The sequence below is a fragment of the Brevibacillus brevis genome, assembly GCF_001039275.2.
GTDB classification, from domain to species: Bacteria; Bacillota; Bacilli; order Brevibacillales; family Brevibacillaceae; genus Brevibacillus; species Brevibacillus brevis_C.
In genome coordinates this window covers 2302363-2322852 of the sequence record NZ_CP030117.1, presented here as the reverse complement: position 1 = coordinate 2322852, position 20490 = coordinate 2302363, and the positions used below count along the sequence as shown (strand labels likewise).

Sequence of the window (20490 nt, the reverse complement as noted above, 5' to 3'; positions counted from 1 at the left end):
AAAAGCGAAAAGAGTCCGCTCGTACAGGCGGATTTCTTTTCGCTTTTTTCTTTAGAAAAAGGATTTCCCCAACAAATAAGGAACTATTTAAATAATTAAGTATCATTTGTTAAAAAAGGAGGTTTTCCTTTGCAAAAACACTTGCTTACAACTTCTTCTTTTCATGAGGCACAAGCCTATGTCAATTTTGTCATCCTTGAGCCAACCCTGCTTCCATTCGGCACAAAAGTATCAGCTATTAGTGTCAGAAAAGAAACACCTACCGTGCGCTCATCCATACGTTTTGAAATCTCAGGAACCAACCGCTCCTTTCGCATCAAGCAATTTTTTTATGATTGGTCCATCCCGGGAATACATGCAGATTCAAATCTGGTTAGTCAAGGTGAGCCATTTATCTTGCACAATATCGCTGGCTTTGTAGGTATCGATTATAAAGGAAATGTTGCAGCAGCTCATGCGCGATGGTTTACACAAATAGAATTGTCCGTACAAGAAGGACACTTTGAGGAAGAGGAGTTGCTTTCATTCTTGGAAGGCTTAGTCCCCTCTGTACATGAAGCCATTCATGAAATCGGTCAGAAATCTTTCGCGTTAACGAGTCATACGGCCAGATTCCGAGTTCCTCGCTGGAGTGAAGACGATCCGATCAATCGTGTAAAATGGCTAAGCTCATCTTTTCTCGAAGACAGAGATGTATCCGCCCCATCTCTACCCTTTCCAAAGCATTTGCAATCCTTCCTCTGTGATTCAGCAGGAAGTTACCAACATGCTGATGGCATGGAGTATCAATTCTTGTACCGTGACCGTGATAATCTAACCGATTGCATATGGGTTTGGCAGGCTCCCAAGTCTTTGGGAAGCCCCTTTCCACTCACCGTAGGCAAAAGTCTGGGAACACGGACAAAATGGAACATGGAGAAGCGAAACGTTTCAAATACAGAAGTCATTTTATGTAAGCAGGCAACAACAGTTCCAGCATGGCAGATACACTGGAAGCAGTCGCAATATGACTATCACATACACATACGAGCCAATGACAGACTAACACAAGAGCAGGTTTTGGATTTCGCTTTTCAAATCATTGCCGCGTGAAATCGCTTCAATTTTGTTCACGTTCTATCCACGATTTCTTCACGCCTTATTCACACCTGCCCAACCAAAAATGCCCTCAAATGGAGTATGATGAACATGTAAAACATTTCCACAAAGTGGAGGGTATCCTTATGATACAAATGCTGTCGAATTGGTTGTGGGGGAATGAAGAACAAGAAGTCGTTCCATTCGAGACGAAAAGATACGTTCGGAATGAAATGGAGCAATTCACGTTCAATGAGCCACAGCAAGTGCTGCCGTATCCGCTTCCCCAGTTATAAGATCCAATACTTGATCCAATATAACCTGAAGCTGCCGAATCTGGCAGCTTTTTTTGCTCCTTTCTGAAAGCGCTCACTGATGTGCTACAATGTGGTAAACAGGAGGGGTCAATTTGGTCGAGTTCACAGAAAAATGGTTGCCCACATACATTCGCCGCGATTTGGCGGTTTTATTTTGCGGTATCAATCCAGGACGTATATCAGCTACGACGGGTTTCCACTACGCCAATCCAGCCAACCTGTTTTGGCGCGGATTGTACGAAGGCGGCCTGACCCCTCACAAGCTCTTGCCCGAGGAAACCGCTACCCTTTTAGATTACAACTATGGAATTACCGATCTGGTCTCACGTCCTACCCGCTCCGCAACAGACCTGCGTAATGAGGATTATGCCACAGGTGCAGAGCTGTTCGTCCAAATGATCCAGACCTACCGACCTCGTGTCATTTGTTTTAACGGCATTACTGCTTTTCGTCACGCGACCGGACAAAAGAAAGAAGCAATATCACTGGGGCTACAGACAATCAGGTACTTTGGGACGGAGGACTGGTCTGGCAGCTATGTGTTTGTCGTCCCGTCTACCAGTGGGGCTAACGCATCTTTTACCCGTGAGGAACGAATCGCCAAGTTTACGGAGCTGAGTCATTTTTTACGCGAGATGAATTGGCACCCTCTTCCCTTGCCTGGTGAATAGTTCCTTCTGTGTCAATCACTGCTCTTCTTCCGTACAATACTTGTAGCTCTGTTTGCAAGGAGGGTCATCAGCAGTGGACGACCTCATCAAAAAAATCCAGAACAGATACGCCATGACTGTTTTGCATCACAAAACCATTCGGGATACATCCAAATCACTTGTCATTTACCTGGAAACAACCAATGGCAAATTCATCGGAAAAGTTTTCACTATGGAAAAGGAACGTTTACATTTCATTTTGAATGCAGAAGCGCATTTGCGCAAAAACGGTGTGCTCATCCCCGACATTCAACGTACCGAAAACAATAAGCGTTACATAACTCATAAAGAAAAGGTTCTCGTTCTCCATAAAAGGCTATCCTGGGCAAATATTGCGTATAACTCCCCTATTCGAATGGAACGGATCGGCATCGTATTAGGCAAATTTCATGCAAGGTCGCTCGGTTTTTCCTCCAGGTATGGCGAGCTTTACCATGGCGCAGAAAAATGGTCCGGGGAGTACAAGGCAGATTTAGCTGCTATTGAGAAGTGGGAACTTCGACATGCCGGGAAGAAAGATCAAAAATACGCTGTTATCGCGGAATACCTTCCTTTTTTTAAACAAGCGGGCAGGACAGCCAAAGAACATTTGCTATCCTCTCGGTACTTCTCGAAGTGGAAAAAGGAACCACTGCGCAACCACTTTCTCTGTCACGGCGATTTTAACAATGGGAATTTGCTCGTCAGTAATCAAAGAATTGCGATCATTGACTGGGAGGACGTTCGTTACGATTTCCCGTCCAAAGACATTGCCCGTGTTCTATCCCTTGCTATGCGAAAAAATGATCAGTGGAACGAGGAATTGTTCTCTCATTTATTGCGTGGCTATCTCCAAGAAAATCCCCTGTCGATTGAGCAACTGCATTTGCTCTTTATCGATCTCGCTTTCCCACATATTATTGAACGTTTTTTACGCAAGAAGCTGTATGCCCAGATGAGCCTTGCTGAGATCCAACAGTTTTGCAATCGGGAAGCTCTCAAGACTGCCTTTATGTTAGACGAAATGAAGGCCCATGTATAATAGACACAAGGCTATAGCCTGTCTATACACATAGGCCTTCTCTATTTAACTGGCGTATACCGTTAAATCTGGGCCAGCTTCACCAATGAGCTTTGCTGGCGCGTATATTGAATGAGCTCTGCCGCCATCTCGTAATAATTGAAAGGTGTAATCAGATAGATGCCATTGAAGTAACGTACGGCCGTGTCGACCAATTCCTTCGCGATCGCGATTCCTTCCTGTCGGGCGGCCTCTCCCTGTACCTTTTTCATCCGGTCGAGAGCCTCTGTCGACAGCTTGATTCCCGGCACTTCATTATGCAGGAACTCCGCATTGCGCGAGCTGGTCAGCGGCATGATCCCGATAAAGACAGGAATGCCGATATGCTTCGTCGCCTCGTACACATTCCGAATGGACTCAGCATCGTATACAGGTTGCGTCATAATGTAATCCGCGCCTGCCTCGACCTTCTTTTCCAAACGCGCAACGGCAGCATCCATATTTCGGACATTCGGGTTAAAGGCTGCGCCCACGATGAACTGGGCTTTTTGCTTTAACGGACGTCCTGAGAACGAAACACCTTCGTTCAACTGCTTCACCATGCGAATCAGATCAAACGAGGTTACATCAAATACCGAGCTGGCACCTGGCAAGTCCCCAAAACGCGATGGATCGCCAGTAATCACCAATATTTGATCGATCCCCAAAGCGTGCAGCCCCATTAAGTGCGATTGCTGCCCAATCAGATTGCGGTCGCGGCAAGCAATGTGCAAGAGCGGATCGATTCCATGCCTGCCCTTCATGAGTGCCCCGAGAGCCATGTTGCTCATCCGCACGGTCGCCAACGAGTTATCCGCCAGCGTAATGGCATCCGCTCCTGCTTTGTGCAGCTCGCAGCATCCGTCTAGAAATTGGTCTGCATCCAGATCACGCGGCGGATCAAACTCGACAATAATCGTCGTTGCTGTTTTTACGCGCTCGACAATGCTTGGTTTCTCCCTCTCCCTCGTGTTCTGCACAGAAATCGAAGGACGATCTCCAGCCACGATGGTTGGGTTCACACGCGCTTGCGGCTCAAGTGACTCAAGTGCATCCGCAATCGCCTTCACATGTGCAGGTGTGGTTCCGCAACATCCACCAATCAAGCGTACCCCCTGCTCACGCAAGCGAAGTGCACTTTGTCCAAAATATTCAGGTGATGATTTAAAAGCGTATTCTCCGTCAGTCATCCCCAGACGCCCCGCGTTCGGGAATACGGATAAGAGTGCATCTTCTGGTATCACTGTATTTTCAAACGAGCGTAGTAATTCAGCGGGACCAAGGCGACAGTTCAGTCCGATCACGTCAGCGCCTGCGGCTTTCAGCTCGGAAAAAGCGTCTGTCAGAGCGTAACCATCACGTGTGCGCCCTACTTCCAATGTGGCTAACTGCGCGATTACAGGTACATCTGTGAGTGGACGGATAACCTCAATCGCCAGAAGCAGCTCCTCCAAGTCCAGGAACGTCTCCAGAATCAGTCCGTCTACCCCCGCATGCAACAGTGCAATCGCCTGTTCCTCATACTGGTCACGGTATTCATCCAAAACCTTTTTCTTTACCCGTCCAGCCAAAATCGATCCGATGCTCCCAGCCACATAAGCATCATCCTGTGCGGCTTCCCGTGCAATAGCGACTGCGAGCCGGTTAATTCGTGCTACCTTATGCTCCAGACCGTAACGACTCAACGCATCTCGGTTGGCAGAATACGTATTTGTCTCCAGGAAACGTGCACCAGCCTGATAGTAGGACGTATGAACTTCATGTACCAAACGAGGATTGGATAAACACAGCTCCTCAAAGCTGACGCCAACCGGGACGCCCAGCCCGTGCAGCTGGGTCGCCATCGCACCATCTCCGACTAGCAAGTGGTCTTTCAAATAGGCTCGTAAATCTTTCTTTCTCGTCGTCAACTCAATCCCTTCTCTCCCATATTCATTATCTTTACACTTCAAAAATGGATGGACCTGCATTGAAATAACGCGCTTCAGGGTGAGCAAATACCATCGCCGATACGGAAGCTTCTGGCTCCATCATGAAGCCCTCTGTCAGCTGAACGCCGATATCCTCCGGACGCAACAGACGGAACAACTGCGCCTGATCTTCCAGGTTCGGGCAAGCAGGATAACCGAAGGAGACACGAATGCCCTGATATCTAGCACCGAAGCGCTCAAGCATCGTCATCTCAACCGGGTCCGGTATGCCCCACACGTCGCGCATGACGTGGTGAATTCGCTCAGCAAATGCCTCTGCCAGCTCCAATGCCAAGGCTTGGAGGACATGAGAGCGCAAGTAGTCACCACGCTCTTTTAGCTCTGTAGATTTTTCGCGAATCCCGCCCCCAGCCGTTACGGTCAGGAATCCGACATAATCCATTTCCTTGCTCTCCACTGGTCGCAAGAAGTCGGACAGGCAAAGATGAGGTTCTTCCAATTGACGCGGGAACGAAAAGCGCTCCAGCAGCTTGCTGTGGTCTTTTGGATCATAGACCAAAATATCGTTGCCATCTGACTGAGCCGGGAAGAACTGATACACACCGTGTGTCGTAATGGTTCCTTTTTGCTTCGCTTCATTTAATAGTTCTTCCACAATGCCATACAGTTCCAGTACCTTCTCGTCGCCTGCCTCTATCAATCTATCTACATTTCCGCGAACACCGAGGTGTTTTCCGAGGAGCATCCGCAGGTTCAAATATGGTTGCAAATGGCTGAGCGGATATTGTCGCAAAACATGTCGTTCACAATCAGGCGGCAGATGGATTGGAACGGTTCTGCTGATGGCTGAGCGAGCTGGCAATGGTGCTTTTTTCTCCTCGACAACAGGCTGAGCCGTTGCAACTGCTTCCAGCAGATGCTGCTGTTCCTCTACCAAGCGATCACGTTCCTCCGGATTTTGCAGACGATTCACGAGCTCCAGACCATCCATGGCATCTTTTGCGTATAAAACAATTCCACGGTATTCCGGTGCGATCCGGTTCGATGTGAACTTGCGCGTCAACGCCGCACCGCCTACCATCATCGGGATATCAATGCCTGCATCACGCAGGTCTTGTGCAGTAATGACCATTTGCTGTGCGGATTTTACCAAGAGTCCAGAAAGACCGATGGCATCCGGCTTTTCTTCTCTGCAAGCGGCAATCAGTTGCTCTGGCGGTACCTTGATCCCCAGGTTTACGACATTGTAGCCGTTGTTTGACAAGATAATTTCCACGAGGTTTTTTCCGATGTCGTGTACATCGCCCTTGACTGTCGCCAGCAAGATTTTCCCCTTGGCAGCGGCATCGCTTTTTTCCATGAATGGCTCTAAAAACGATACGGATGCCTTCATCACTTCCGCGCTCTGCAACACTTCTGCCACGATCAGTTGGTTTCCGTTGAACAGGCGACCGACCTCTTCCATCCCAGTCATCAACGGACCGTTGATGATCTCGAGCGGTGTGTATTTATCCAAAGCCAGCTTCAGGTCTTCCACCAGACCATCCTTGGAGCCTTCGACAACATAACGGGCCAAGCGTTCCTCGAGTGTTAACGAGGATACTTCCACACTGACTTCCTTTTTCTTTTGGCGATAAAATTCGGTGAAGGCCGCCAATGTCTCATCATTTGTCTCGAATAGAAGGGCTTCTGCCAGCTTTCTCTCGTCTTCTGGAATCGAAGCGTAGCGTTCCAGCTTTTCCGTGTTGACGATGGCGTAATCAAGCCCTGCGAGAGTCGTGTGATACAAGAAGACCGCATTCAGCACTTCCCGACCCGCAGGAGGCAAGCCGAAGGAAACGTTACTGACACCCAGGATCGTCTTGCAAGCAGGCATTGCTTGTTTGATCAAACGAATGCCTTCTACCGTTTCCTTTGCAGAGCCGATGTATTGTTCATCCCCTGTCCCTACTGGAAAGACGAGTGGATCGAAAATAATATCCTGTGGCTTTATTCCATACTGGTTGACAAGAAGGTCATATGAGCGTTGCGCGACCTCCAGCTTCTTTTCGCGCGTGATAGCCATACCTGCTTCCTCAATCGTTCCAACGACAACGGAGGCACCGAACTTGTGAATAAGCGGAACGACTTCCTCAAATCGCTCCAACCCGTCTTCCAAGTTGATCGAGTTGAGAATGGCCTTCCCTTGTGAGTAGCGAAGTCCCAGCTCCATGACCTTGGCATCTGTCGAGTCGATCATGAGGGGCGCTTTTACTTTTTTCACGATGAACTGTAGGAATTTTTCCATATCTTCGTATTCATCACGGTCAGGATCAGCCAAGCATATATCGATGACATGTGCGCCTCGCTTTACTTGGGCCCGGGCAATATCGGATGCTTCTTCATAGTGACCAGCTGCAATCATTTCACGGAATTTTTTGGAACCAATGACATTGGTCCTCTCCCCTACTAGCAGGGGACGATTGTCATCTTCGACGTAAACGACCTCGATCCCGGAGACCGCGCTCAGCGTTTCTACGGCTGCACTGCGCGGCTTGCAGTCTTTCAATGCTTCTGCCATCGCTTGAATATGGTCAGGCGTTGTTCCGCAGCAGCCGCCAGCGACGTTTATCCAGCCCTGTTCAGCAAACGCCAGCATTTTGGAGGCAAGTCCTTGTGGCGTTTCATGGTAATGGCCGTTCTCGTCTGGCAAGCCTGCGTTTGGATAACAGCTAACCGCACATTGGGCAATTCCTGACAGTGTCCGCAGATGATCACGCATGAACTCTGGGCCTGTCGCACAGTTCAGACCGATGGAGACTGGCTTTATATGCTCCAAGGAGATGTAAAACGCCTCGATGTTTTGGCCCGCCAGTGTCGTGCCCATCGGCTCAATCGTACCTGACAGCATCACCGGGAGCTCCTGTCCAAGCTCTTCAAAAGCTTTGCGAATCCCAATTCCACCAGCCTTGACGTTCAACGTATCTTGCGAGGTTTCCAAAAGAAGAACATCGGAGCCGCCGAGAATCAGACCTTTTGCCTGACGATAATACGCCTCGACCAGTTCTTCGAATGTAACACCGCCTGTCAACGAAAGGGTTTTGGTCGTAGGTCCCATTGCACCTGCTACAAAACGCGGCCACTCCTCTGTGGAATAGGCATCCACCGCTTCTCTGGCCAAGCGAGCTGCCGCTATATTGATCTCAAGGTCTTTCTCCGGCACATCATACTCGGCCAAAACGATGGAAGCAGCACCAAACGTGTTTGTCTCGACGATGTCTGCGCCCGCCTCTAAATATTTCTCATGAATGGAACGGATCACATCTGGTCTGGTCAGGTTCAGGAGTTCATTACAGCCATCATAGGCTTCACCGCCGAAATCATCAGCAGTCAGGTTCGCCTGTTGAAGCATGGTGCCCATTGCACCGTCCAGAATCAGAATTTTCCGGGAAAGCTGTTCGCGAAAAGTTGGTTTCATTGACGTGCCCCTTTTCTCCCTAGCATCGGCTTATTCTCTGTAATTGGGTAAATAAAATAAAAAAATCCTCTTCTTTGAAAGAAGAGGATTTGTCAGCAGATACGAAAACGCCTGAGACATCCTCTTATCTTTCAAAGCACGTAGCTTTGCTGGAATTGGCACCGGATTTTTACCGGTTGCCGAGGCTTCATCAGGCCAGTCCCTCTGCCTCTCTGGATAAGAGTCGTACACTTGTCATTTAGTTGTTATGCGTAATGTCTTGAATGTTTGCAAGTATCTTAACACCCCCGTTGTCTCCTCGTCAATTGTGAATTGTCTATTTTTTACTGAGCCTCTCCTCTTACGCGCCCATTTTTGCCTAAGCTGGGCATCCGCCCAGTCCAATATCGGCATTCGTGTATAGACTGGAGTATAACGGAAAGGAGGGGAAACAAAGATGAGTACATCTTTCTGCGGTAACGGATTCTTCGGTGACTGCTTCGCAATCGTGCTCGTGCTGTTTATCCTGTTGGTTATTATCGGGTGCTCGTGTGACGACTGTTAGATAAGTGTGTAAAAAAGGCTATCCCAAAAGCCATCAGGAATGGCTGCGGGATAGCCTTTTTTTCTTGTTATTTGGTGATGATCTTGCCTGTCACGGCATCCAGAGTAATATATTTGCCCGCCAGCTTTTCGTCGCTCCACGGCACATACGCCAGCTTTGGTTGAGCTAATTTTTGCCCATCCACATCTTTCATCAAATAGACCAGCTTCAAAGGCATGACGCGTAAATACGCCTCAACAGCCTTGTCTTTCGAGACGATTTCGTCGGATGCTGGAAGCTCCACCAATTCGTGCGTCTCTCTGTAGTTTTCAAACTTTGTCACTTTGCCAGAAGACGGATCGACTGTTACTGAATAAGCCGCTTTTTGCCCGCGATCCTGTACTGGAATGCCATCCTTGCTCATGAGATATCTGAATTCCCATTCGCCCGATGACACAGGATTCGCTTCGCCTGGCTGTATGACTTGCGCCAATTGCACTTCTTTTATGCCTGGATCAACGTATTTAGGCAGAAAGGCAAGTGCAGCCTCTTCCGCTTGCTCGCGTTTGACTGTCACTGCTGTATCGGATCGCGGTGATCCCAGCCCGACGACACTGCCTGTTTCTGCGAGAACTTCTACGCCGATATACTTGTCATTTTTATCATTCCAGACGTATTCCTTGCGTCCGTCACGGTTACTCTCTCTATAGGTCGAGTCATCCACTTGTATGCCGAATTCCGCTTGCAGCAACGCTTTTGCCTCATCCTTGGAGCGAACCTTGACGTATTCCTTTGGAGATTCGATCGGATGTGCTTCCTTCGTATTCAACTGATCATAAGCAAGCCCGTTATCTCCCGTTCCATACACAATCTTGCCATTGGTCGCGTCGATATGCCACTCCGTACCATCTTCACGTCCTCTTTGCATGAAGGAAACAGCGGGTGTGTACTCCAGAATAGGTTGCCACTTCTCCCCTTGTCTTGATTCTGGCCGTATTCTCGGGTTCTGCACGTATCGAAGCTTCATATGCTCACTCAGCTCTTTGATGGCTTCCTCTTCTGACACAGCAGTCGATACATCCGGGTACTGCGACGGCTCGAATGTTTCGGGCTCCATCCTAAAAGATTGGACGTGGCCAGAGTCAGTTGTTATTATGCTAATTTCATCAGACAACACTGGCAGTTCGTTATGATATCGCAGATACAACCCTGGATCGTTGGCGTCCAATAACCGATAGTTATCACTATCCGCACCGAGCAGTTTGTTCAGGAACTGTCGCTCTTGCTGCAAGGCTTTTTCTCCTTCTGCTTCTTTCCGGCTCGCTGCTTCCTTTTCATCCCTATTCAAAAGTCTATACGATTCCAGTGCTTGACCATTTCCATAGATCACAAGCGAAACCTGATGCCCCTCCTTGTTCGTTTTCCCCAAGATGAATGACATGCCATCGTGGTTCTTTTCTTTATCCAAAAGAAGAAGGGATGGGCTCAAATCGGGCATGGCATCTGTCAGCTTGGTGAAAAAGGCTTGTTCGCTCTTGTTTAATCGCCCGAAAAACGCGACTTGCTCACGTTCGTCAATTCCAACCGACAATACGTCGAACGGAACGGGCTGGCCGTTTTCCATACGTTGATAATTCACGCTCATCCATGGGCCTTTTACCTTATACTCGTCGGTATAGATCTGAGTCTCGACGTGCTGATAGGACTGGCTTCCCTCCCCAAGGAAAGCTTGTAGAAATGCGTTTGCTGCTTTCTCCGCAGTCTTGGCTGATGGCAATTTCTCTTCCTTCTGTTCTCCTCGATCACCATTGATTGTAAAGCTCTCAATTTGTCCTGTCTGTATATCATAAGCAACATTGGCACGCGCATTATCGCCTTCCAGTAACATGAGGTCACTGATTCCATGGCTTGTACGATCCACTCTTATTGTCATGTTGCTCAAAGCTGGGATCGCCTTTTTCAAGGGCAAAATCGCCTCTTCTGCCGATACCTTTACGCCGTTCTGCTTTGCCTCTGTATTCTTTTTATCCGTTCCAGTCGTTGCGACCGCACTCGCTAAATTTTTTCCACTCGGCATCTGCGAAAACCAGCCTTGCTGGTGCATGCCCACAGCAGTTACCGCCAAGCAAGCAGCAAGTGATCCTGCCATGAATATTCTGTTTCGGTTCTTGTGTTTGCTCTGTGCAATCGCACCTCTGATCCGCAACTCCATCTCTTTTGTAAACCTCACTTCTTCGAGAGATTCTTGACTCCCATTCCGTACCGCTTCGCGAATTTGCTTATCTACGTCCATTCCAATCCCTCCTTTTCACACAATGCCTTAAAATGTTTTCGGGCGCGGGACAATTGGGTTCGTACGGCATCTTCTGAAATATCCAACACTTGCGCAATCTCTTTTATCGACAAATCTTCATAGTAATGAAGTACCATAACTTTTCGGTATAAAGGCGAGAGCTTCATCACCTGCTCCGCTACCTGTACCTTGCTCATTTGTCCGATGACAGCCGATTCAACATTTGCGTTGTCCACCTTTTCCGGCGGTGCTTCCTCTTTGGAGAGGTATGTAGAAAAAATCTGGCGAAAGGACCACGAACGCAAATATTTGCGGGACTCGTTGATCGCAATTCGGTAAAGCCACGTTTTCACGCTGCTCTGATGGCGGAACTGATCCAGACCCCGATACGCCTTCAGGAACACTTCCTGGGTGATGTCTTCCGCGATTCCCCGATCCTTGACGATCAGGTAGGCGAGCTGCACGATGTTGTCTCCGTACTCGCTCATGAGTCTTGTCAGCTTCTCCTCGTTGGTCAATTGCAGCGTCCAGTCCGCTTCGCTACTTTTGGCACTTGCATTCACGCGCTGTTCACCTCCTTGTTTCGTGTTGATATGTATTTGATCCAGCTGGCTTATTTTTGTGACAAGATTATCCAACTATTTTATCTATAATCCTTTTCCCTTCTTCTACTGCTGCACTCCGTTGCGTTGCTTTCATTGTCAGCGCACATTGCTTTTGCTATCATGAGGCTTATTGTAGAGCGAAAGGAACGAGATGACATGGATGACTTGCAAGCACGAGAAAAAGATAAATTTCTGTCCTGTTTGGAGACTATAAAAGAACTATCCAAATCCGAATTTGAAACCTATTCCATCGTTAAGAATACCGAAACCGGGGAACATTATCTCCACTATTTTTTGTCCCACATTAACTTGTCCGAGGGAGGAAGAAGAGACGATTACGATCACTTCCTGCCGATTGAATCCGACGATATTTTAGCGATTATGTTTGGCGAACAGCCATACCAGTTTCCGGAGAACTGGCGCTCCGCTTATTTGCGGAGTGGTAACGACAATCGATTGATCCCGTTCGATCCATCGGAAAATTACGATCTGGACGAGGCCGCTGCAGCCGAGCTGGCCATGCTCGAAAAGCTGGAACAATACAAAGAGCAAATGATGAACGCGGATAACCTCAGCACGGAAGAAAAGGAGGAGCTGACCAAGCAATATTTCGCGGAATTAGATAAGATTTTGAAAAAACCGCAACAGTGAGTTGCATCCTGACGGTTAATACAGCTATAATTCTAGAGACACAAACGAATCGTTGATGAGGAAAGTACTCCTTGTGTGAGGACGAAAGCGAGTCGGGGACGGTGTGAGCCCGATGCCAAACCATGTGAGGAAGCGCCCCTCGGAGATGCGGCCTGAACATCCTACGCTAGCTATTATGGGCAACGGATCGTGTAGGGCTTATGCCGGGACTGCCCGTTACAGCAGATCAAGCGGTTTTTGCCTTCCTGTTTGATGGAAGGGAAAAACAACAAGAGTGGCACCGCGGGAGTATAACCTCTCGTCTCTTTTTCACAGGAGACGTAGAGGTTTTTTTACTATATCAGAAAGTAATAACTGCACTGACATGGCTTCCTGATATAGCGGAAAAAATTCCGCTATATCGCGGTCGCTCCTCCTTGGGAGGCCTCGATAGTGTTTTTCGTATTTTTCGAAAGGGGAAATTTAGATGAGTTACAAACACCAGGTCGCTGAAAAGATTGCCGCTGCGCTTTCCTCGATGGGCGTAGACACACTGACCAAAGAAGCCGTATACGGCATGCTGGAAACACCACCAAACTCTGCGATGGGCGATGTTGCCTTCCCATGCTTCCAATTGGCAAAAGCATTGCGCAAAGCTCCACCGATGATCGCAGCAGAGCTGGCTGGACAGCTCTCCGGTGCACCATTGCGCGAATCGCAAGCAGTTGGTCCATACGTGAACCTGTTCCTGGATCAAGAAAATGTGGCAGAGCAAGTAATCGGAACCATCCTTACCCAAGGCAGCACATACGGAAGCAGCAATGTCGGTGATGGACGCAAAGTACCAATCGACCTCTCCTCCCCAAATATCGCGAAGCCGTTTTCCATGGGACACCTGCGCTCTACTGTAATCGGAAACGCGATTGCCAACATCATGGAAAAGCAAGGCTACGAGCCAGTGCGCATCAATCACTTGGGTGACTGGGGAACGCAGTTCGGTAAACTGATCGTTGCGTATCGCCTCTGGGGTGACGAAGCAAAGGTAAAGGCAGAACCGATCAAGGAGCTGCTCAGCCTCTACGTTCGCTTCCACGAAGAAGTCGAAAACGATCCTACGCTGGAAGACCAAGGCCGTGAATGGTTCAAAAAGCTCGAGGATGGCGACGAAGAAGCACAGCATCTGTGGAAATGGTTCCGTGATGAGTCTCTCAAGGAATTCATGAAGATTTATGACCTGATGAACGTAGCCTTTGACTCTACACATGGTGAAGCATTCTACAATGACAAAATGGATCGCGTCGTTACGTTGCTCGAGGAAAAAGGTCTCTTGACTGAATCCGACGGTGCGATGGTCGTGAACCTCGATGAATACAACATGCCGCCATGCCTGATCAAAAAATCAGACGGCGCTACCTTGTACGCAACGCGTGATCTGGCTGCTGCCCTCTTCCGCCACGAATCGTACGATTTTGCAAAAGCGCTCTATGTCGTAGGAAACGAGCAACGCCTCCACTTCCAGCAGCTCTATAAAGTGTTGGAAAAAATGGGCTATGCGTGGTCCGCAAATATGCACCACATCCCATTCGGCATGATGCTCAAGGACGGCAAGAAAATGTCCACCCGTAAAGGGAAAGTTGTTCTCTTGGAAGAAGTGTTGGCACAAGCCATTTCTGATGTCCAAAAAGTCATCGAAGAGAAAAACCCTACGCTGGCCAATAAAGAAGAAGTGGCTCGTCAAGTCGGGGTAGGCGCAGTCATTTTCCATGACTTGAAAAACTTCCGCCTGAATGATGTCAACTTCTCCTGGGAAGAGATGCTGACCTTCGAAGGGGAAACAGGACCATACGTGCAATACGCACACGCTCGTGCATGCTCGCTGCTGCGCAGAGGTGGCTACCAGCCAGCAACGACAGTGAACCTGGCTTCCGGTGCACTCGACAGCAAAGAGGCTTGGGCAGTGATTACCCTCTTGAACGCGTTCCCAGAGGTAATCGAACGTGCTGCCGATCACTTCGATCCGTCACAAATCGGCAAGTATGTAATCGACCTGGCGCAAACGTTCAACAAGTTCTATGCGAATGTACGCATCCTGGCTGAAGAAGAAGATGTGAAAGCATCCCGTCTCCAGCTCGTAGCAGCAGTCGTTGCTGTACTGAAGGAAGGTCTGCGTCTGCTCGGTCTGGCTGCTCCAGAAGAAATGTAAGAAAGAATACGAAAAGCCGGTTGCCTTCCTCTTTTGGGGAAACGCCGGCTTTTTTGATTGTCCCGTGTCATCCTCATTCATCTGTGCGATAATGGAACGATGGCAGATGAATGAGGTGAGCAACGATGGGAAGAAGTGTACATTTTGGCAAAACGGATTTTACCTTGCGTCTCACTGGCTTGCATACGCTCTTAGCCTTGAAGAACACGATCACGCTACCTTATCAATCGATCAAGCATGTCGAGGTCGGTTCTTTTGTTCCGCCAAAATGGATGTTGCGCTTGCCAGGAACGTCGATTGGACCTTTGAACATTTATGAAGGAAGCTTTCAGCATCGAAATGAATGGTACTTCCTTTCTTTTGCCCAGACGGATTCGTTGTTGATCCTGGAGGTAGAGGGTCATGTCAAATATCAGCACGTCATTGTACAGTTGGAAAACCCAACAGAAGTAGCAGCCACACTGCGAAAACATGTACACGAACAGTAGTTCTCCTCATAAGCGATCACGCCTTCATGGCAAAAGCCCCGACATATCCACGTTCGGGGCTTTTGCCTATGCATATGAGAAGTTTACATCGTCAAATTTTCATAGATCACTGACATCCCCATGCCACCTGCCATGCACAGCGTCACCATGCCATACTTCTCCCGTCTGCGGATCATTTCGTTCATCAATGTCACAGTCAATTTGGCACCAGTTGCTCCCACGGGGTGACCCAGGGCAATCGCGCCTCCATTGACATTCACCTTGCTCGTGTCTAACTCCAAGCATTTGATGACAGACAAAGCCTGAGCGGCAAATGCCTCATTCAATTCGATGAGCCCAATGTCACCCAGCGTCAATCCCGCTTTTTCCAGTACCTTTTGCGTGGCGGGAACTGGTCCGATCCCCATCACGTCAGGTTCGACTCCTGCGCTGGCAAAAGCCTTTATTTTCACGAGCGGAGTCAACCCCGCTTCCTCCGCCTTTTCACGAGACATCATCAATACAGCGGCTGCACCGTCATTCATCGGACACGCATTTCCGGCAGTGATGGTTCCTTCTTTTTGAAAAACACTTTTCAGCTTAGCCAGCTCTTCCAACTTAATATCATGGCGCACGGATTCATCCTGCGCAAAAACACGGGTGCCTTTGCGATCCTTGATTTCAATCGGTACGATCTCATTCGTGAACGTGCCCGCTTCGATTGCTGCCGCTGCTCTTACGTGACTGTCATAGGCATAACGATCCTGCTCTTCACGGGAAATACCGTACTGTACAGCCAGCCTTTCTGCCGTCATCCCCATATGCTCACCGGTCAGCGAGCAGATCAAACCATCGGACAAGAGAGCATCCTCCATGGACAAATTGCCGAATTTGCTGCCCCAGCGGTTCTTCACCAGGTAGGGAACACTGCTCATGGACTCCACTCCCCCTGCAATCACCACGTCCTCTTGACCTGCTGCTATCGCTAGCGCACCGTTGCCAATCGCCTTCAATCCTGAACCACACGCTTTGATGACGATGTGACCATAGACATTGCGTGGAAATCCCGCCAGATGCGAGCTGATACGTGCAGCATTGAGTCCTCCCCCGTGTACGTACCCATTGCCAAAAATCACTTCATTAACCTGTTCCTTCGGCAAATCAACTTTATTCATCAAGCCTTCCAACACTTGCCGCCCCAGCTCTGTTGCTGGTACATCACGCAGGCTTTTTCCGAATGCACCCACAGCACTGCGCACACCCGCGACAATGACCACGTCTCTCATGCTACAGCTCCCCTTCGTTTTTACGCCATTACAGTACACGGTTCAAAAATTCTCTCGTGCGCTCTTCTTTCGGGTTGTTGAAAATTTCTTGGGGTCTAGCCATCTCGATGATCTTGCCTTGATTCATAAACGCCACCCAATCCGCCACTTCCTTGGCGAACCCCATTTCGTGCGTCACAATAATCATCGTCATTCCTTCTTGCGCGAGCTGTTTCATTGTCTCCAGCACTTCCCCTACCAGCTCTGGGTCAAGCGCTGAGGTTGGCTCGTCGAAGAGCATGATCTCAGGCTTCATCGCCAGCGAACGAGCAATGGCCACGCGTTGCTTTTGTCCACCGGAGAGGCTCGACGGGTAAGCGTCCGCTTTTTCAGAAAGACCTACCTTTTTCAGCAACCGGAGCGCTTCCTGCTTCGTTTCTTCCTTGTCCGCTTTCTTCGCAATCAGCGGTGCCTCCATGATGTTTTCCAGAACGGTTTTATGTGGAAACAGATTGAAGTGCTGGAACACCATTCCTACCTTTTGCCGTACTTTGGTCAAGTCATCCTTTTTCGGATCGATGCTTTTCCCTTCGATATAAATCTCTCCGCCGTCCTTGATCTCCAGAAAATTAATGCATCGAATCAATGTGCTTTTCCCCGACCCACTGGCACCGATCAAAACGACGACCTCGCCCTTTCCGACTTCCAGGGTAACATCCTTGAGAACTTCCACTTTTCCGAAGCTTTTCTTCAAATTTTGCACGCGTATCATTTCTCTTTGCTTTTCCATCGTCTTTCCCCTCCGCTTTACGCCTCTCCTTTTGCCAGACGCTTCTCCATGATGTGGACCACATACGTAAACGCCATGACAATAACCAAGTAATAGAGCGCCACAATCAAAAAGTACGTCATTTCATCAAAGGTTTCCGCAGACAAGCGGCGGGCCAGTGAGAACAGCTCATCCATGGCAATGAAAGCGGCCAGAGACGATTCCTTCAAAGACAAAATAAATTGGTTGCCAAGCGGCGGGATCGATCGTTTCATCGCTTGCGGCAAAATGATCCGACGCATGGTCTGACGAGCAGACATACCCAAAGACAGCCCAGCCTCCATTTGTCCTTTATCAATCGACTGAATAGAGCCCCGGAAAATCTCTGCGATATAGGCTCCGCTGTGAATCGCCAGAGCGAGCGCTGCCGACCAAAATTGACCGAGGTCAATGATTTTGTAAAAACCGAAATACAAAACGAAAATTTGCACGACCAGCGGCGTACCACGAATGATCATGATGTACGCATTGGCGATAAAACGTGCTACTGGAAGCTTGGATACCTTTAACAAGGCGACAAACAATCCGATAATCGAGCCAACGATAACAGAAGCGATTGTCAACTGAAATGTCAGCAGCAACGGCTTCCAAAAAAACGGCAATGTGCGGAAAAACTCTTCTGTCAGATGGGCAAAACTGGGCACTTGATGCCACCCCTCACTCGTAATGGAATATACTCGTCATACCAACTCACTACTCGGCTTTGCTGATGTCGCGTTTGAAATACTTTTCGCTCAATTTAACATAGGTACCATCCTCCATCATTTGCTTGAGCGCTTCGTTGATCTTGTTCAGCAATTCCGTATTTCCTTTGCGCACTGCGATTCCATGCTTGACTTCCGAGAGTGGCGACCCGCTTTTCTTGAGCTTCAAGCCTTGCGTAATGGCAATCTCCCCTACGACGCTATCTGTAATCACGACATCGTGTTTTCCCTGCTCCAAGGCACGCAGAGCCGTTACATCGCTGTCATACGTTTTGATGTTATCCGTATACTCCCGTGCCATCTTTTCATGTGTAGTGCCGAGTGCGACTGCCACTTCTTTGCCTTTTAATCCTTCTAGCGTGCTAATCGTCCCATCCGGGCGAACGAACAGTTGACCACCGGACAAGTAGTACGGGTCTGCGAAATCAACCTGCTGCTTCCGCTCTTCTGTAATCGCATGGCTGGCAATCGCTGCGTCGTAGCGTCCTTCCTTTACCCCTGCGATAATGCCGGAAAAAGGTGATGTTACTGGCTTTGGCTCAAGCCCCAAGCGTTTGGCGATCTCATTGCCAATCTCGACATCAAATCCGGTCAATTGACCATCCTTGAAGTAGCTGAATGGTTGATATTCACCGGAAGCCGCGTAAACAAATACGCCTGCCTCTTTTGTCATAGACGATACATTTCCAGCAGGAGCCCCACCCGCTTGACCTCCCGCACTGTTAGTGGAAGCGCCTTCGCTACATCCGCTTACAAGTAGTGACAACGAGAATACAACTCCTGCGATTGTTTTCCATGTTTTTTTCATCTGTTCCATCCCCCAATTCTTTTTGTTCGCGCTTACATTTTTCATTACTCCACCATTTGTAAATTTTCTGAAATCATTAGAGGTGCTCCAGTATTCGTGATGACATTCTCCAAAGTGTACGGGTACATTACCTCTGTCAAAAGCAAGCCTCTTTGCGTGACCTCGATAACGGCCCTTTCGGTGATAATGAGATCGACGCAGCCCTTCGCCGTCAGCGGCAATGTGCACTCCCTGCGTATTTTGGGCTCACCTGCTTGATTGACATGGCTCATGAGCACGATCACTTTTTTGGCGTAATAAGCCAGCTCCGCTCCTCCACCAACTCCATGTACGCGTGAGCCAGGAACAATCCAGTTTGCCAGATCTCCTCGGCGATTCACCTGCAAAGCTCCGATAAACGCTGCATCCAGCTTTCTTCTTCGGATCATGCCATACGCGATGGTGCTGTCGAAATACGATGCCCCCGGAACAACCGTAACAGGTGCTCCACCTGCGTTGGAAACATGCTGGTCCTCTTCTCCCTTTAATGGCGTAGGTCCGACACCCAAGATTCCATTCACTGAGTGAAACATGACTTGCCATTCATACGGGATAAAATCAGCGACGAGCTCAGGTATCCCGATCCCCAAGTTCACTGCCATTCCTGGAGCGACCTCTTTGGCTGCACGCCACGCAACCATATTTCGCTGATCCATTTCCAACCCCATTAGCTGTTCCCTCCGCTACGAACCACGATATAATCCACAAAAATGCCGGGCGTCACGATTTTATCCGGGTCCAGCTCTCCTGCTGGAACGATCTCCTCCACCTCAGCAATCGTGATATCTGCTGCCATCGCTACTAGCGGATTCAAATTCCTTGCCGCCTTGTCATAAATGAGATTTCCGTAGGTGTCCGCCTGTTTCGCATAGACGATTCCTACCTCCGCTGTAAGGGCGGCCTCAATCTGACAAGTTCTTCCGGCAAAAGCAAACGGCTCTGCTCCTTCCATTCGCTCTCCTCTCACATGTGCATCTACAACGATTCCCGGAATGCCAACACCTCCTGCCCGAATCTTTTCTGCGAAAATTCCTTGTGGACAAAATGTCACTTCCAGCATTCCGTCCATCATTTGTTGACCTGCCTCGGGATTGGAGCCAATATGTGTAGTTATCAGCCGCCTCACCCGTCCATGACTGATCAGCTTTCCGATCCCGATTTCCGGATACCCCGCATCAATTCCGATGAGTGTCAAACTTTGCACGCCTTTGTGCAAGATCGCATCAATCAAGTGTGCTGGGGAGCCAATCGTGCCGAATCCGCCATACATCAGCCGCGTGCCATCCAGAACATGCTCCACTGCTTGTTCGTGCGTCACCAGTTTTGATAACATCGCATGCATTTCCTTATCTCTTATTCTTGGGTAGATCGCTTACGTCCCACTATGTAATAGCAACTCTTGTGCCAAGCCTCAAAACGGCAAGAAAGCACAATCAAGGTAAAAGCAATTCCTATTGCCGAGTCGAAATAGACTCACTTTTGAATCGAAAAGGCAGGAAAAGTCTAACTTTTCGCTCGAATCGATTTCGACTCAACTAATTTTAAATTCGACTCACTATACAACAATCAATTTCATCTTGTACAATCAGTTGA

General features: G+C 48.8%; 18 protein-coding genes and 1 riboswitch. Of the genes, 8 read left to right on the top strand and 10 right to left on the bottom strand.

Annotated elements, in window-relative coordinates:
• The first annotated feature begins 129 nt into the window (after positions 1-129).
• The 4 genes from AB432_RS11725 to AB432_RS11715 all read left to right on the top strand — a co-directional run bounded on the left by AB432_RS11725 (position 130) and on the right by AB432_RS11715 (position 3125).
• Positions 130-1092, top strand: a complete 963-nt coding sequence (locus tag AB432_RS11725) for a hypothetical protein (protein ID WP_053079570.1) — start codon at positions 130-132, stop codon at positions 1090-1092.
• 131 nt (positions 1093-1223) lie between these two features.
• Positions 1224-1373, top strand: coding sequence for a hypothetical protein (locus AB432_RS30715; protein WP_016739809.1), 150 nt, complete (start codon positions 1224-1226; stop codon positions 1371-1373).
• Positions 1374-1486: 113 nt separating this feature from the next.
• A complete protein-coding gene (locus AB432_RS11720; RefSeq protein ID WP_048032430.1) occupies positions 1487-2065 on the top strand; it encodes a mismatch-specific DNA-glycosylase in 579 nt (192 codons plus the stop codon).
• A 73-nt stretch (positions 2066-2138) separates the two neighbouring features.
• Positions 2139-3125, top strand: a complete 987-nt coding sequence (locus tag AB432_RS11715; RefSeq protein ID WP_048032429.1) for a phosphotransferase — start codon at positions 2139-2141, stop codon at positions 3123-3125.
• 62 nt (positions 3126-3187) lie between these two features.
• Here AB432_RS11715 and AB432_RS11710 read toward each other — a convergent pair whose 3' ends face one another.
• Positions 3188-5053 (bottom strand): bifunctional homocysteine S-methyltransferase/methylenetetrahydrofolate reductase, encoded by a 1866-nt coding sequence (locus AB432_RS11710; protein ID WP_048032428.1) that lies wholly within the window; start codon positions 5051-5053, stop codon positions 3188-3190.
• A gap of 31 nt (positions 5054-5084) precedes the next feature.
• The gene (metH, locus tag AB432_RS11705; protein WP_048032427.1) at positions 5085-8531 is read right to left on the bottom strand and encodes a methionine synthase; all 3447 of its coding nucleotides are present in this window, start codon (positions 8529-8531) and stop codon (positions 5085-5087) included.
• Between the two features lie 121 nt (positions 8532-8652).
• A riboswitch (SAM riboswitch) is annotated at positions 8653-8754 on the bottom strand.
• 213 nt (positions 8755-8967) lie between these two features.
• Here metH and AB432_RS11700 point away from each other — a divergent pair.
• A complete protein-coding gene (locus tag AB432_RS11700; protein WP_007724452.1) occupies positions 8968-9075 on the top strand; it encodes a YjcZ family sporulation protein in 108 nt (35 codons plus the stop codon).
• A 67-nt stretch (positions 9076-9142) separates the two neighbouring features.
• Here the strand turns inward: AB432_RS11700 and AB432_RS11695 are convergent, their stop codons facing one another.
• Together AB432_RS11695 and AB432_RS11690 are read right to left on the bottom strand one after the other, a co-directional pair.
• Positions 9143-11347: a YcdB/YcdC domain-containing protein gene (locus AB432_RS11695; protein WP_048032426.1), complete on the bottom strand. Its 2205-nt coding sequence runs from the start codon at positions 11345-11347 to the stop codon at positions 9143-9145.
• Positions 11338-11910: a sigma-70 family RNA polymerase sigma factor gene (locus tag AB432_RS11690; protein WP_048032425.1), complete on the bottom strand. Its 573-nt coding sequence runs from the start codon at positions 11908-11910 to the stop codon at positions 11338-11340. Before AB432_RS11690 ends, AB432_RS11695 begins: the two co-directional genes overlap by 10 nt.
• A 198-nt stretch (positions 11911-12108) precedes the next feature.
• Here AB432_RS11690 and AB432_RS11685 point away from each other — a divergent pair, with 198 nt between their 5' ends.
• The 3 genes from AB432_RS11685 (at position 12109) to AB432_RS11670 (ending at position 15273) form a co-directional block, all read left to right on the top strand.
• A complete protein-coding gene (locus tag AB432_RS11685; protein WP_048032424.1) occupies positions 12109-12603 on the top strand; it encodes a hypothetical protein in 495 nt (164 codons plus the stop codon).
• A 466-nt stretch (positions 12604-13069) separates the two neighbouring features.
• Complete coding sequence (gene argS, locus AB432_RS11675; protein ID WP_048032423.1) at positions 13070-14785, top strand: arginine--tRNA ligase; 1716 nt, start codon at positions 13070-13072, stop codon at positions 14783-14785.
• A gap of 125 nt (positions 14786-14910) precedes the next feature.
• Positions 14911-15273 (top strand): hypothetical protein, encoded by a 363-nt coding sequence (locus AB432_RS11670; RefSeq protein WP_048032422.1) that lies wholly within the window; start codon positions 14911-14913, stop codon positions 15271-15273.
• A gap of 83 nt (positions 15274-15356) precedes the next feature.
• Here AB432_RS11670 and AB432_RS11665 read toward each other — a convergent pair whose 3' ends face one another.
• The 6 genes from AB432_RS11665 to AB432_RS11640 are packed head-to-tail and all read right to left on the bottom strand — an operon-like array spanning position 15357 to position 20230.
• Positions 15357-16538 carry a thiolase family protein gene (locus tag AB432_RS11665; RefSeq protein ID WP_048032421.1) on the bottom strand — a complete coding sequence of 394 codons (1182 nt, stop codon included), beginning with the start codon at positions 16536-16538 and terminating at the stop codon, positions 15357-15359.
• A 28-nt stretch (positions 16539-16566) separates the two neighbouring features.
• Positions 16567-17307: an amino acid ABC transporter ATP-binding protein gene (locus AB432_RS11660; RefSeq protein ID WP_048032420.1), complete on the bottom strand. Its 741-nt coding sequence runs from the start codon at positions 17305-17307 to the stop codon at positions 16567-16569.
• Positions 17308-17324: 17 nt separating this feature from the next.
• A complete protein-coding gene (locus AB432_RS11655; protein ID WP_048032419.1) occupies positions 17325-17990 on the bottom strand; it encodes an amino acid ABC transporter permease in 666 nt (221 codons plus the stop codon).
• Positions 17991-18039: 49 nt separating this feature from the next.
• Positions 18040-18858: an ABC transporter substrate-binding protein gene (locus AB432_RS11650; protein WP_048035774.1), complete on the bottom strand. Its 819-nt coding sequence runs from the start codon at positions 18856-18858 to the stop codon at positions 18040-18042.
• 44 nt (positions 18859-18902) lie between these two features.
• The gene (locus AB432_RS11645; RefSeq protein WP_048032418.1) at positions 18903-19565 is read right to left on the bottom strand and encodes a 3-oxoacid CoA-transferase subunit B; all 663 of its coding nucleotides are present in this window, start codon (positions 19563-19565) and stop codon (positions 18903-18905) included.
• Entirely contained in the window at positions 19565-20230 is a 666-nt protein-coding gene (locus AB432_RS11640) for a CoA transferase subunit A (protein ID WP_082196042.1), read from the bottom strand. The genes AB432_RS11645 and AB432_RS11640 overlap by 1 nt, the downstream gene beginning before the upstream one ends.
• Positions 20231-20490: the final 260 nt, after the last annotated feature.

Excerpts from the sequence above, each read along its gene's own strand:
- AB432_RS11685 (WP_048032424.1), top strand. The coding sequence starts at position 12,109 with ATGGATGACTTGCAAGCACGAGAAAAAGATAAATTTCTGTCCTGTTTG.
- AB432_RS11670 (WP_048032422.1), top strand. The coding sequence starts at position 14,911 with ATGGGAAGAAGTGTACATTTTGGCAAAACGGATTTTACCTTGCGTCTC.
- AB432_RS11665 (WP_048032421.1), bottom strand. The coding sequence starts at position 16,538 with ATGAGAGACGTGGTCATTGTCGCGGGTGTGCGCAGTGCTGTGGGTGCA.
- AB432_RS11660 (WP_048032420.1), bottom strand. The coding sequence starts at position 17,307 with ATGGAAAAGCAAAGAGAAATGATACGCGTGCAAAATTTGAAGAAAAGC.
- AB432_RS11640 (WP_082196042.1), bottom strand. The coding sequence starts at position 20,230 with ATGTTATCAAAACTGGTGACGCACGAACAAGCAGTGGAGCATGTTCTG.
- AB432_RS11645 (WP_048032418.1), bottom strand. The coding sequence starts at position 19,565 with ATGGGGTTGGAAATGGATCAGCGAAATATGGTTGCGTGGCGTGCAGCC.
- AB432_RS11695 (WP_048032426.1), bottom strand. The coding sequence starts at position 11,347 with ATGGACGTAGATAAGCAAATTCGCGAAGCGGTACGGAATGGGAGTCAA.
- metH (WP_048032427.1), bottom strand. The coding sequence starts at position 8,531 with ATGAAACCAACTTTTCGCGAACAGCTTTCCCGGAAAATTCTGATTCTG.
- AB432_RS11700 (WP_007724452.1), top strand. The coding sequence starts at position 8,968 with ATGAGTACATCTTTCTGCGGTAACGGATTCTTCGGTGACTGCTTCGCA.
- AB432_RS30715 (WP_016739809.1), top strand. The coding sequence starts at position 1,224 with ATGATACAAATGCTGTCGAATTGGTTGTGGGGGAATGAAGAACAAGAA.
- argS (WP_048032423.1), top strand. The coding sequence starts at position 13,070 with ATGAGTTACAAACACCAGGTCGCTGAAAAGATTGCCGCTGCGCTTTCC.
- AB432_RS11650 (WP_048035774.1), bottom strand. The coding sequence starts at position 18,858 with ATGAAAAAAACATGGAAAACAATCGCAGGAGTTGTATTCTCGTTGTCA.